Source organism: Amycolatopsis dendrobii (assembly GCF_014145675.1).
Classification (GTDB): domain Bacteria; phylum Actinomycetota; class Actinomycetes; order Mycobacteriales; family Pseudonocardiaceae; genus Amycolatopsis; species Amycolatopsis dendrobii.
The window spans coordinates 108,776-121,660 of the sequence record NZ_JACGZW010000006.1 but is presented as its reverse complement, the minus strand read 5'-3'; the positions used below and the strand labels follow the sequence as shown (position 1 = coordinate 121,660).

Annotated in this window: 10 protein-coding genes; 6 read left to right on the top strand and 4 right to left on the bottom strand. The window is 68.4% G+C overall.

Going from position 1 to position 12,885, the window contains the following annotated elements; all coding sequences use genetic code 11:
• Positions 1 to 19: 19 nt before the first annotated feature.
• The 3 genes from H4281_RS18690 to H4281_RS18680 all read left to right on the top strand — a co-directional run bounded on the left by H4281_RS18690 (position 20) and on the right by H4281_RS18680 (position 2,371).
• The gene (locus H4281_RS18690) at positions 20 to 559 is read left to right on the top strand and encodes a cupin domain-containing protein (protein ID WP_182892224.1); all 540 of its coding nucleotides are present in this window, start codon (positions 20 to 22) and stop codon (positions 557 to 559) included.
• A gap of 97 nt (positions 560 to 656) precedes the next feature.
• Positions 657 to 1,337, top strand: coding sequence for a HEAT repeat domain-containing protein (locus H4281_RS18685; protein WP_182892223.1), 681 nt, complete (start codon positions 657 to 659; stop codon positions 1,335 to 1,337).
• The gene (locus H4281_RS18680) at positions 1,331 to 2,371 is read left to right on the top strand and encodes a HEAT repeat domain-containing protein (protein WP_182892222.1); all 1,041 of its coding nucleotides are present in this window, start codon (positions 1,331 to 1,333) and stop codon (positions 2,369 to 2,371) included. The genes H4281_RS18685 and H4281_RS18680 overlap by 7 nt, the downstream gene beginning before the upstream one ends.
• 290 nt (positions 2,372 to 2,661) lie before the next feature.
• Here H4281_RS18680 and H4281_RS18675 read toward each other — a convergent pair whose 3' ends face one another.
• The 4 genes from H4281_RS18675 to H4281_RS18660 all read right to left on the bottom strand — a co-directional run bounded on the left by H4281_RS18675 (position 2,662) and on the right by H4281_RS18660 (position 6,772).
• Positions 2,662 to 3,558, bottom strand: coding sequence for a nuclear transport factor 2 family protein (locus tag H4281_RS18675; RefSeq protein WP_182892221.1), 897 nt, complete (start codon positions 3,556 to 3,558; stop codon positions 2,662 to 2,664).
• A gap of 90 nt (positions 3,559 to 3,648) precedes the next feature.
• Positions 3,649 to 4,995, bottom strand: coding sequence for an ankyrin repeat domain-containing protein (locus H4281_RS18670; protein ID WP_182892220.1), 1,347 nt, complete (start codon positions 4,993 to 4,995; stop codon positions 3,649 to 3,651).
• Positions 4,996 to 5,423: 428 nt separating this feature from the next.
• Positions 5,424 to 5,585 carry a hypothetical protein gene (locus H4281_RS18665; protein ID WP_182892219.1) on the bottom strand — a complete coding sequence of 54 codons (162 nt, stop codon included), beginning with the start codon at positions 5,583 to 5,585 and terminating at the stop codon, positions 5,424 to 5,426.
• A gap of 353 nt (positions 5,586 to 5,938) precedes the next feature.
• Positions 5,939 to 6,772 (bottom strand): TIGR03620 family F420-dependent LLM class oxidoreductase, encoded by an 834-nt coding sequence (locus H4281_RS18660; protein ID WP_182892218.1) that lies wholly within the window; start codon positions 6,770 to 6,772, stop codon positions 5,939 to 5,941.
• Between the two features lie 207 nt (positions 6,773 to 6,979).
• Between H4281_RS18660 and H4281_RS18655 the strand changes: the two genes are divergently transcribed.
• The 3 genes from H4281_RS18655 to H4281_RS18645 all read left to right on the top strand — a co-directional run bounded on the left by H4281_RS18655 (position 6,980) and on the right by H4281_RS18645 (position 12,841).
• A complete protein-coding gene (locus H4281_RS18655; protein ID WP_182892217.1) occupies positions 6,980 to 7,579 on the top strand; it encodes a TetR/AcrR family transcriptional regulator in 600 nt (199 codons plus the stop codon).
• Positions 7,580 to 7,659: 80 nt separating this feature from the next.
• Complete coding sequence (gene serA / locus H4281_RS18650; protein ID WP_182892216.1) at positions 7,660 to 9,258, top strand: phosphoglycerate dehydrogenase; 1,599 nt, start codon at positions 7,660 to 7,662, stop codon at positions 9,256 to 9,258.
• Positions 9,259 to 9,508: 250 nt separating this feature from the next.
• Complete coding sequence (locus H4281_RS18645; protein WP_182892215.1) at positions 9,509 to 12,841, top strand: S8 family peptidase; 3,333 nt, start codon at positions 9,509 to 9,511, stop codon at positions 12,839 to 12,841.
• Positions 12,842 to 12,885 lie beyond the last annotated feature (44 nt).

Genomic DNA, 12,885 nt, shown 5'->3' with positions numbered 1-12,885 from the left:
CGTACCGAGAGGCGATGACATGACGCACGCGAAGGTTCGCCGAGTAGTCACCGGGCACGACTCCGACGGCAAGGCCCGAGTGGTCGCCGATGCCGCCGTCGAACCGATCACCTCCGGATTGATGCCCGGCTGCGCGATCTACCGGCTGTGGGGCCGGGACGAGCGACCGGTATTTCCCGACAACGGTTCGCCGGGCCGGGCCGAGGCGTATTACCCGCCGCGGGACGGCTCGCGGTTCATGATCAACACGATCGCGCCTGGCGAGCTGGCTCCGTTGCCGGACCTCGACGTGGCGGCAGCCTGGGAACAACTGGAGCGACAGGCACCGGGTGCGGCCGCCGCAATGGAGCCCGGCGCGCCGGGCATGCACACCACCGACAGCCTCGATTACGTCCTGGTCGTCTCGGGCGAGATCACGTTGGAGCTGGACGACGGGGACCAGACGGTCTTGCGGGCAGGCGATGTCGTCGTCCAGAACGGCACGCGGCACGCCTGGCGAAACCACGGCGTCGAACCGTGCACGATCGTCGGCGTCGCTGTCGGTGCGGATCGGGCGTAGGCCGGATTCGCCACTGAGCGGCGACGGTTCCTTTTGCCCGCCGGGTTTGACATTGACATCGTGACAAGGTCTTCACTGGTCGGCGGAGGTGATCCCGATGAACTCGACACAGATGAATTCCCAGCTCACGCGGCTGATCGAGGCGTTGGGCTCCGGGGACTCGTCGACGCGGCTGCAGGCCGCCCTGGCGATCGGAACGCACCCGGACGGCCCTGGTCTCGTCGAGGCGCTCATCGCACGGTGCGCGATCGAGCCGGACTTTTACGTGCGCGACATGCTCACCTGGGCGTTGACCCGGTTCCCGGCAGGGGACACGGTGCCGCGGCTTCTCGCGGAGCTGCGGTCCTCGGTGCCGCAGGCCCGGAGCCAGTCGCTGCACACGCTGTCCAAAATCGGCGACCGGAACGTGTGGCCGGCGATCACCCGATCGTTGCTGCGCGACGCCGACGACGAGGTCGCGAGAAGCGCATGGCGGGCGGCTGTCGTCCTCGTGCCGGACGGGGACAAGGCCGGACTGGCGGCTGAACTGGCGACACAGTTCGGTCGCGGCGACCGGACCCTGCAGCTCAGCCTCAGCCGGGCGCTGGTCGCGCTCGGTCCCTTGATCGAGCCGGTACTGGAGGCCGCGGTGACGAGCACCGACCCCGCTGTCCGGACGCACGCAGTGGCCACAGAGCGGCTGCTCCGTGACCCGGACACCGGTTTCGACCAGGCCGTGGACGAGGCGAAACGGATCGTCGCGCTCGGTCCGGAGCGGGCTCAGGAAACCGCGTGCTGATCGGCGAGGTCGCCCGCCGCTCGGGGGTGAGCACCCGGATGCTCCGGCACTACGACGCCCTCGGGCTGGTGCGGCCGACCGGTCGCACCGTGGGCGGCTATCGCGAATACTCCGCCGACGACATCCGCCGGATCTTCCACGTGGAGAGCCTCCGGTCGCTCGGGATGTCGCTGCGGCAGATCGGCCGGGCGCTGGAAGATCCCGCTTTCGTGCCGTCGGAGCTGGTCGGCGACCTCATCCGGCGAACCGAAGACCGGCTGAAACGGGAACAGGAACTGCTCGACCGGCTCCGTGCGGTCGATGCCTCGGCACCCTCCGGATGGGAGGGTGCCTTGCGCATCGTCGAACTGCTGCGCGGGCTCAGTTCGCCGGGTGCCGCGCGTCGTCAGCAGGCCGTCCTGGCCCCTGCCGACGATGTGCCGGTTCCCGCCGAGGTGCTGGCCAGAGCGATTCTCGCCGAATCCGACCCGAACGTCGCCGGCGCGCTCCGATGGGCCCTCGCCCGGACCGACGGCGACGGGGTGGCGAATGTGGCGTCCGGTCTCCGTTCGGAGAACGCCGACGTCCGCCGACGCGCGATCCTGGCACTCATCGAGTTGCCCGGCGACGAGGCGACCGCGGTGTTGAAGGACGCGCTCGCCGGTTCCGACTCGGTGGTCCGTCGGCATGCGGCACTTGCTCTGGGTGCGCGCGGTGCGGAGGAGGCGGCGGTGCCGACGCTTATCGAAATGGTCGTCGAGGGGCGAAACGACGTCGAGGCGGCTGAGGTTTTGGGCGCGCTGGCGGATGAAGGCGCGAACGGAATTGTCGGCGCGTTGGTCGATGCGTCGGCGGCGAATGCTGCGGATTCTGCGGTGCGGATCCGGTTGACGCAGGCGCTCGCGGAGATGCCGGGGACGCTTGCGCACGAGGCGTTGCAGCAGTTGGCGGGGGATGAGGATCGGGCTGTGGCGTTGGTGGCTTCGGCTTTGGTGAAGGTTGTTGAAGAGCGTCAGGGCGTTGGTGGCGAGGGTGACGGCAGTGTTCGCCGATGAGCGGCGAGGGCAGGGGCAGATGCCGATGAGTAGTGAACGGCCGCGCAGCGGATGTTGCTGAATGGCGAGCGGCCGCGGTGGCAGTTGCTGTCACCGAGCGGCGAGGTCTTCGGTCATGGACGTTCGCCGCTGACTGGCAACGACGGGTTCAGCGGTTGATTGGCTGCCGTCATGCGGCGCGGTGCTGATTAGCCGTTGAGCGGCGAATCTTGTGGCGGGCCGCCGTGGTGGCGGTGTGCAGCGTGGTGTGGGCGTTGCCGTTTGGCGCCGAAAGCGTGGCGGAGTTGCCGTTATTCGGCGAGGCGGGCGACGAGCTCCGGTAGGCGGCCGGTGGCTGCGGCCAGGGCGAGGTGGTCACCATAGTCGCGGGATTCGACTATCTCTCCGTCTTTGATGCGCATTACGAAGATGTTGCTTACCTGGAACGGGGTCCCGGAGCTGGTTTCGCCTACGTAGGTCGATTCGCCGATGATGACTTCTGGGTCGGTGCTCAGGTGGAGTACTAGGTCGGTCACCTCGATGCGGAAGGCTGCTGCGGCACCGGCGTCGAAGTGGGCTCGCAGGTCGTCTCGGGTGCGGAGGACGGGGGCTCCGGGCAGGAACGGGTGACGGACATCGGTTTTCGCCGCATAGAGGTCGGGGAGTTCGGACCAGCGTCCGTCGGCGACGCCGAAGACGACTCGTTGGAATACGCCCTCGCGGCTTTTCGGGGAGAAGAGTTCAGCCGGGCGCGGAGCGATAGGGCGAGGTTCGTAAGCGGGCGCTTGGGCGTATGCCTGGACAAGGCCGGCGGTCGCGTTCTGGATCGCGGCCAGGCGCAGGTAGTCGTGATAGTCGCGGGTGTGGGTGAGGAGTCCGTCGCGGGAGCGGAGGACTTGGATGTTGGCCGTCTCGGTTGTCCGGCCGGTTATTCGCGATTCGGCGGTGTAGTGGTATTCGGCCACGATGACCTCGGGGTCGGCGGTTTCGTGGACGGTCACGTCGTGGCGCTTGAGACGAAGGGTTTGACCCAGGCCGCTGACGAAGCGGTCGTGTACTGCGGCGCGACCTTCCATGCGGCCAGGCCTCGGGATTGCGGTGGGGTGCTCCACGACGGTGTCTTCGGAGTAGAGGTTTGCGAGGTCGGCGAAGCGGCCGTCGGCGATTCCTGTGGAGAGCTGGTCGAACAGGTCGCGTGCGGTGGTCATGAGGGTCTCCGCGGGTCGGTTAACCGGAGTCGGCAGTCCGTTACGATACGGACTACCGACTCCGGTTGTCTACCGGTCGCGAGTTGCCGATTAGTGGCGACTGAGGCGATGCAGCAATTCTTGGGCTGCGGGACTGTCGCAGGCTTCTGCCCAGCCCTCGGGGGTGCTGTCCCAAAGGGCGTCGCGGGCGGTGAGGTCGGCACCGGCGTTTACGAGGAGTTCGATGACGTCCAGTTGGTTGTTTTGGGCGGCCAGGTGCAGCGCCGTGACGCCGACGCCGTGGCGTGGGCCGCCGAAGGTGCCGACGTGGTTGACGTTCGCGCCGAGTGACAGCAGAGTCTCTGTCGCCGCTGAGTGGCCACACGTCGCTGCCCAGGTGAGGGCGGTGCCGCGGTAGATGTCGGCGTTCAGGCTCGCGCCGCGTGCGGCCAGGGTGCGGAGCGCGGCTGTTTGGTCGTTGCGGGCGGCCCAGGATAGGGATTCGTCGAGGATCTCCGTAGGGTCGTTTGCCGGCTGCCAGAAGGGAAAACCGCTGTGTGGACGGTAAAAATCACGGTGTGCGCCGGCTGCTGGAGAAAGAGTCCTCTTTGGACTGACGAGTTCATCCAGTAGCGCGTCGTCGCCGAGACCTGCTGCGACACGCAGGTTGTGAGGGGACCGTTCGTGCGTTGCCAGTTTTTCGGCAACGGCGCGATTTCCCCAAAATAGGGCCACAATCAGCGGGGTTCCGCCGTCACCGCGGCCTGAACAGGCCAGGGGTGCGCCAGCGTTGATCAAGAGGTCGGCGATCAGTGGTAAATTGCTGTAGGCGGCTTGATGCAGGGCAGTCCAGCCGTGTGCGTTGGCTCGTGCGGGATCGGCACCGTGGGCGAGCAGTACGCGGACAAGGCGTTCGTCATGGGTCGCGGAGGCCATGCCGAGGAGGTCGTTTCCGTTGGTGCCTCGGGCGCGGGTCAGGTGCGGGGCTTCGGTGAGCAGGGCGGTCAGGCCGTCCAAATCTCGGGCTTCTACCAGTTGATAGGCCCGGGCGAACGGTTCGCCGGTTTTCGGCAAATCCTCGACGTGAGCTTTCAATGCCTGCCACGTCGGGAAGCCGTGCTCGCGGGCGATGACGGTTAGAGCGCCGGTGCGGGTCAGAGGTTGTTCGTGCCGGTCGAAGGCGGCGCGGGCGTCGGAAGTGCCGTCTTCGGCTGAGGCGAGGAGGCCGGCTGCGCGCCCGCGGTAGTACTCGACGTCCTGGTGGTAGGCGTGCTGGACGTCCGGTCCGTGCTCGGCGATTCGGCGGACGTAAGCCTGAAGCTGTGGCCAGCTGGGGAATCCGTAGCGGCGAGCAAGCCGAAACTGCGCTTCCGAGAGCGCGACCGAGTCGGCGCGGGCGAGTTCTTTCGCCTGTTTGCGGAGTTGGCCGAGGTCGGGGTTGGCGGGCAAGGCCGTCATCAGGGGGAGTCCTTCCTTCCCTTGCGCGCCCCGTGGTCCGCCGGCACCGGGCAGGGAAGAAGGAAAGCTCGGCAACTCGTGGTACGGGGGTGGGCTCAGCCCTTTCCGCGGACAGGACGCGGCCCCTGCCGCGCTAGGGCAACTGTAACTCAGAAGGGTCACCGTCCGCCGGTGATGACGCTGACCGCGAGGACGAGGGAACGGATCGACGTCGTCCGCGTTTCGACGTCCGAGACCGGGAAGCTCGTCCGATGGTGAACGCGAAAGTGCTTCTGGGCGTAGCGTTCCGCATAACCGAAGTGCAGGATCACCCAGGCCAACAAGACCGCGGGAGACGCCGACGAGGCTGGTCAGGAGGGCGACAGCAGCCCGAGCCGACGGCCTAGCACGCCTTTCAGCCACCGGGCGTCGGTGTGGTCGATTTTCGGCTACGGGACACGCGCGACCCGGATGCCGAGGTAGCTCAGCGCGAGCAGATCCCAGAAGGGAAGGGCGAGGACATTGTCGTCTTGGACGAAGGTGGCGATCCCCGGCGCGAGCAGGATCAGTTCGACCGTCCGGGACGCGGCGATGGCGAGTTTCGTGAACACCGGCGGCGCCCGGGGCGAACGCGGGCGAGGCGTCTCGCGAAGATAACAAGCCCGTGTGGCCGCTGGACGGCGAAACGGTCCCGCCGGAGTCGCCCGTTCAGGGGAAGTGTTCGCCGGAATCGCTGCGAGGACGCGGAGGCGTGGGAATGTCGGTGATGAACGGAAAAGTGCTCGTCTGCAGGGGATGAACGTTTTCGCCGTTTAGTGGCGAATCCCTGGTGAGCGGGGGATTCCGGCGTCTGGGGCGACTTAGGCGAGTGCGGGGCGGCCCGATGGCCCGGACTCGGCGGGGGCACGGGAAGCGAGCCGGGGGCGGGGCTTTCGCGGGAAGCTTCGAAAGCCCCGCCGATGAATCAGGGGACCAGCGCGGCCAGGCGACGCCAGCCGTCCACCGGAATCTCCGGTCCGTCGACGAGAACCTGTACGCAGACGTGGTCCGCACCGGCGTCGATGTGTGCGCGGATTCGGTCGGCGACTTCCTGCTCGCTGCGATAGGCGACGATCGCGTCGACGAGACGGTCGCTGCCGCCGTCGGCCAGGTCTTCCTCGGTGTAGCCGAGGCGGCGCAGATTCGCTCGTTGGTGTGGAGCCAGTCGTGCGTAGCCGGCGACGTGTTCGCGAGCGATCTGCCGCGCTCGCACCGGATCTGCGTCGAGGACGACGGCTTGTTCGGCGGCGAGGTACGCGTCGGGTCCCATCGTTTCGCGGGCGAACGCGGTGTGCTCTGGCGGAACGAAGTACGTGTGCGCACCGTCGGCCTGGGTCGCCGCGAGCTTCAGCATTCTTGGGCCGAGTGCGGCTAGGAGCCGACGTGGTCGAGAGCCGGCGGCGAAGTCCAGTTCGGCCGCATCCATGGCGTCGAGGTAGTCCTGCATCGCACTGCCTCCGCCGCCCGGCCGATGTCCGCCCAAGCCCAGCGTGAACCGCCCCGGGTATGCCTCGGCCAGTGTGCGTCCAGCTGCTTCAGCGGCTGCCGCTGACCGTTCGGAAAATCGTGCGATCCCAGTCGCCACAGTCAACGTCGTGGTCGCCTCGAGCAGCAGTGCGGCCTGTGTGAGCGCCTCCCGGCCGCGATACTCGCCGAACCACAGCGCGGTGAAACCCAGCGACTCGACCTCTCGGGCGGCCGTGCGTACTTCGCCGATTTCCCTGCCGTCAAAGGCAAATGTCCAGATTCCGATCGTCATCGTGTCCCGCCTTCCGCGGAGGCGGCAAGGTTCGCGAACAGATTCACAACAGACTCCAAGAAGTTCCCCGGCCGCAGGAGCGCGGCAGTGATTCCGGCGCAGCCAAGGCCGATACGTCCTCCGCGGACGCACCCAGAACCAGAGGCTGCCTCCGGTTACTATACGGAGGGGCCCTCCGATTTGTCACGGGATAAACTCGGACCCGACATGACCGACGCCAAGCCGATGCGAGCGGACGCCCGCCGCAACTACGAGCGCCTGCTCGCCGAAGCGAGGCGCGCCTTCGCCGAACGCGGCGTCGACGCCTCGCTCGAAGACGTCGCCCGCAGTGCCGGTGTCGGGATCGGCACCCTCTATCGCCACTTTCCGACCAGGGAAGATCTGATCGAGACGCTCCTGCGGGACCGGTTCGACTCCCAGGCGGAAAAGGCGCGCGAGCTGCTGCTCGCCGACGACCCGCTCGACGGGCTGTACACCTGGCTGATCGGCTTCGGCGAGACCTCCGGCGTTTACCGCGGGCTTGCCGAAATGCTGGCCGACGCGTTCGACGATCCGGAATCGCGGCTGCACGCGTCCTGTGAGGCGATGCGGGAAGCCGCGTCCCATCTAGTGGACAGGGCGCAAGCGGCTGGCGTTTTCCGCGCCGACGTGACGGTCCGAGAGCTGCTTTTGTTGCTGCACGGCGCTTCCTGGGCCGGATCCCACCTTCCGGGAGAAGGCGGTACAGAGCGCCTGATGGGGCTTGTCTTCACCGGATTACGAACAAGTGAACAGCGGGGGCAGCGGGCTGTCAGTGCCCCGCGTTAAACTCCCGCGAGTCCGGGCACAACGACGTGCGCCGCGAGAGAGCGTCCTCGATTTCGTGACCAGATAGTGGGAGCCGCATCGTGACCAAGCCCAGCAAACCCGTAGTCCTCATCGCGGAGAAGCTCGCGCCCTCCGTGCTGAGTGTGTTCGGTGAAGAGGTAGAGGTCCGGCACGTGGACGGCACCGACCGTCCCGCTCTGCTCGAGGCGGTGAAGAGCGCCGACGCGCTCTTGGTCCGATCCGCCACCAAGGTCGACGCCGAGGTGCTCGGGGCGACTACGCAGCTGAAGGTCGTCGCCCGCGCGGGTGTCGGCCTGGACAACGTCGAGGTCCCGGCGGCCACCGAGCGCGGCGTGCTCGTGGTGAACGCGCCGACTTCGAACATCGTCTCCGCCGCCGAGCACGCGGTCGCGCTGCTGCTCGCGGTCGCCCGCCGCGTTCCCGCCGCCGACCAGAGCCTGCGCGGCGGCGAGTGGAAGCGCAGTTCGTTCTCCGGCGTCGAGATCAACGGCAAGACGGTCGGCGTCGTCGGGCTCGGCAAGATCGGCCAGCTGTTCGCCCAGCGGCTCGCCGCCTTCGGGGCCAAGCTCATCGCGTACGACCCCTACGTCTCGGCCGCGCGCGCCGGCCAGCTGGGCATCGAGCTGGTCACCCTCGACGAACTGCTGGAACGCGCCGACGCGATCTCCATCCACCTGCCGAAGACGCCGGAGACCAAGGGTCTCATCGACGCCGAGGCCCTCAAGAAGACCAAGCCCGGCGTGATCATCGTCAATGCCGCGCGCGGCGGCCTGATCGTCGAGGAAGCGCTGGCCGACGCGGTGCGCAGCGGGCACGTGGGCGGCGCGGGCATCGACGTGTTCGTCACCGAGCCGACCACCGAGAGCCCGCTGTTCAACCTGCCGAACGTCGTCGTCACGCCGCACCTCGGCGCGTCCACCGCCGAAGCGCAGGACCGCGCGGGCACGGACGTGGCGCGTTCGGTGCTGCTGGCGCTGCGCGGCGACTTCGTGCCGGACGCGGTGAACGTGTCCGGCGGCGGCGCGGTCGGCGAGCACGTGCGGCCGTACCTGTCGCTCACCCAGAAGCTCGGCCAGGTGCTGACCGCGCTGAACCCGAAGGCCCCGACGTCGCTGACCGTCGAGGTCAAGGGCGAGATCTCCAGCGAAGACACCGCGGTGCTGAAGCTGGCGGCGCTGCGCGGGCTGTTCTCGGGCGTGGTCGAGGACCAGGTCACCTTCGTCAACGCGCCGCGGCTGGCCGAGGAGCTCGGCGTGCAGGCGGAGCTGGTTTCCGAGTCGGAGAGCCCGAAGTTCCGCAGCCTGGTCACCCTCCGCGCAGTGCACGGAGACGGCGCGACGCTCACCGTGTCCGGTTCGGTCACCGGCAAGGACGAGGTCGAGAAGATCGTCGAGGTCAAGGGAAGGCACTTCGACCTCCGCGCCGAGGGCGACGTGCTCGTGATCGAGTACCCGGACCGCCCGGGCGTCATGGGCCGCGTCGGCACGTTGCTCGGCGAGGCGGGCATCAACATCGAGGCCGCGCAGATCAGCCAGAGCACGGACGGTTCCGACTCGATCATGCTGCTGCGCGTCGACCGGCACGTGGACGCCAACGTGCTCGAGCCGATCGGAGCCACCGTCGGCGCGCACACCATCCGCGCGGTCGACTTCAGCTAGTCCCGATTTCGCCGAACGGCCCCTTTCCCGGACTCCCGGGGAAGGGGCCGTTCTGTCGTTCACCCGCACCGGCAACATTCGGGTAACGGAGCTTTTTCCGCACGAAAGTAGGGGTTTCGGACAGCTAGGTTCTTGCCGCGAGGCTGAACCACGCGCCGTGAGAGCACGGTGCGGCGCCGGTGCTCACCGTCGGGGGTGCGAATGGGAGCGCGGGCAGGTTCGTGATCCGGGCCTCGAGAAGGGGTTACTCATGAGCAGAACCCGGTTGCCCGGGTGGGCTGCCCGCTCGGTGGTCGTGGGTTCCGCGGTGGTGCTGGCGGCGGCCGTCGCCGTGCCCGCGGCGTCCGCGCAGGGCGCGCCGCTGGCCGAGCCGGTCGCTCCGGCGAAGGTCGACGCGAGCAAGGTCCAGGGCAAGCTTTCGCCCCGGCTGAGCGCGGCGCAGGGGCAGATCACCGCGTTCGTCGAGCTGGCCAAGAAACCCGCGGTGGACGCGTTCAAGGAGGAGCAGGGCAAGGGCAAGGAGAAGGCCAAGCAGGCGGCGAAGGCGGCCAAGGCCGACGTCGCCGCGGCGGTCAGCTCCGTCGTGGGACAGCTGCGGTCCGCGGACGCGGGCACGCAGCTGGTCACTCAGACGGCCAACGCGGTTCCCGGCGCGGTCGTCACCGCGGACGCGGCCAAGATCCGCCAGCTCGCGGAACGGCCGGACGTCGTCTCGGTGCGCACGGTCGTGCCGAAGAACCGCACGAACGCCAGCGCCGAACAGCTCACCAACACGCTTGCCAGCTGGCAGAAAACCGGCAAGTTCGGCGACAACATCCGCGTCGGCGTGATCGACGACGGCATCGACTACACCCACGCCGACTTCGGCGGCCCGGGCACGCCCGAGGCGTACAAGGCGGTCGACCGCGCCAAGCCGTCGCCGCTGTTCCCGAGCGCCAAGGTGGTCGGCGGCACCGACCTCGTCGGCGACGACTACGACTCGGCGGGCAAGACCGGTTCGCCGACGCCGAAACCGGACCCCAACCCGATCGCGTGCGGCGAGCACGGCACGCACGTCGCGGGCACGATCGGCGGCTTCGGCGTCAACGCCGACGGCAGCACGTTCACCGGCGATTACAAGAAGCTGAACAAAAAGACGCTCGACGCCATGCGGATCGGGCCGGGCACCGCGCCGAAGGCGCTGCTCTACGCGATCAAGGTGTTCGGCTGCAAGGGGTCCACGAACGTCACCTCGCAGGCGCTGGACTGGGCGCTCGACCCGGACGGCGACGGCGACTTCACCGACCACCTCGACGTCGTGAACCTCTCGCTGGGCAGCGACTTCGGCGCGCCGGACGACCCGGACTCGCTGTTCGTGCGCAAGCTCGCGCAGAACAACGTGCTGCCGGTGATCTCGGCGGGCAACGGCGGCGACATCAACGACATCGCCGGTTCGCCGGGCAACACCCCGGAAGCGCTCACCGTGGCCAGCAGCCGCGACGCGGGCGAACTGCGGGACGCGATCGAGGTCAAGGCCCCGACCGCCGGGCAGCAGCCTGGTCAGTACAGCCAGGAGTACACCGGCTACGACACCCTCGACCTCACCGCTCCGGTGGTGCCGATTTCGGCGGGCAACAACGCCGGTTGCGCCGCCTATTCCGCTGAGGACAAGGCAAAGGTCGCGGGCAAGATCGCGTGGCTGGAGTGGGACGACAACGACGCCACCCGTCCATGCGGTTCGGCGGCGCGGGCCAACAACGCGCAGGCCGCGGGTGCCAAGGGCGTGCTGCTTTCGTCCACTGTGGAGCATTTCGGCGCGGGCATCGCGGGCAACGCGGCCGTTCCGATGTTCCAGCTCACCGGCAAGGCCACCCAGGCTGTGCGGGCGGGCCTGACCGCGGGCACGCTGACCGTGCGGCTCTACGGAGCGGGCCGGACCACGCTGCAGACGTATGACCAGTCCATCGTGGACACTCCCAGCTCGTTCACCTCGCGCGGCGGACGCGGTCCGTCGGTGAAACCGGACATCGCCGCTCCTGGCGACACGATCACGTCGGCGTTCCGCGGCAGCGGCAACGAACGGCTGGTCATCTCGGGCACGTCGATGGCCGCGCCGCACACGTCGGGCATCACGGCGCTGGTCCGCCAGGCACACCCGGACTGGAGCGTCGAAGAGGTCAAGGCCGACGTCGTGGGCACCGCGGTGCACGACATCACCGACGGGGCCGGCCACACCTACGGCCCGCAGCGGGTCGGGGCAGGCCGGATCGACGCGAAAGCCGCGCTGGACAACCAGGTTCTCGCGTATGTGCAGGACGACCCTGGCGCGGTGAGCGTCACGTTCGGCACCGTCGAGGCGGCTGGGCCGGTCACCTTGAGCAAGACGATCAAGGTGGTCAACAAGGGCGTCAAGGCGGCTGAGTACTCGGTGGGCTACGAGGCGGTCAACAGCCTGCCCGGCGTCGAGTACACAGTGGACAAGAGCTCGGTGAAGCTGAACCCGCGCGGGGTCGCGACGGTGAAGGTGACGCTGAAGATCGCCGACCCGAAGGCGCTGCGCAAGGTGCTTGACCCGACCATGGCGGCTTCGCAGGCCGGGCTCGCCCGGCAGTTCGTGGCCGACGCCTCGGGCCGCGTCGCGTTCACCCCGAAGAACGGTGCGACCGTTCCGCTGCGGGTGGCCGTGTACTCGGCGCCGAAGCCGGTTTCGGCGATCACCACCCCGGGCGGCGTGCGCTTCGGCGCGAACGCCGACCAGGCCGTGCTGAACCTCGGCGGCAAGGGCATCGACCAGGGCAGCGGTTCCCAGCGGTACCGCTCGCTGATCAGCGTCCTCGAACTGCAGGCCGAATCGCCGCAGCTGCCGGAATGCGACTCGCACGTCACGTCCGACTGCACCCTCAACCGCACCGCGAAGGGCGGCGACCTGCGCTACATCGGCGCGGCGTCGACAGCCCCGCTCGCCAAGGCGCAGGGAGAGCCGGAGAACGCGACGCTGGCGTTCGGCATCACGACCTGGAGCGATTTCGCGAACCTCGGCAGCAACACGGTGCCGTTCGTGGACATCGACACCAACGGTGACGGAAAGCCGGACTTCGAAACCTTCGTGACGAAGGCGACGGGGTCGGACGTGCTGCTCGTCAACACGGTGTCGCTGACCAAGCCGGGCAACCCGTCGGTCGACCTGCAAGCGATCAACGGGCAGCTCGGCGACGTCGACACCAACGTGTTCGACTCGAACGTGATGGTGCTGCCGGTCAGCATCGCCGCGCTCGGCATCGACCCGAAGGAGGCGTCGCACCGGATCAGCTACACGGTGGGCACCGCCGGGTACTACGTCGCGCCGGGTACCTCGAACGGGTTGATCGACCAGGTCAGCACTCCGCTGTCGTTCGACGTGCTCGCACCGGCGTTCTCGGCGCAGGGCGGCGGCGACGCGGCGCTGGGCTACGTCGCCAAGCCGGGCACGGCTCTGGTGGTCAACCGCAACAAGGCCGCCGTCGCCGGGGACAAGGCGAAGGGCCTGCTGGCGATTGAGCACCACAACGCGACCGGGCAGCGCGCCTCGGTCGTGCGGATCGAATCGGAGGTTCCGCGCGGCTGACCCTGGTTCACCCTTTGAGGGGAACTTGAGGGATGCCGCGGAAG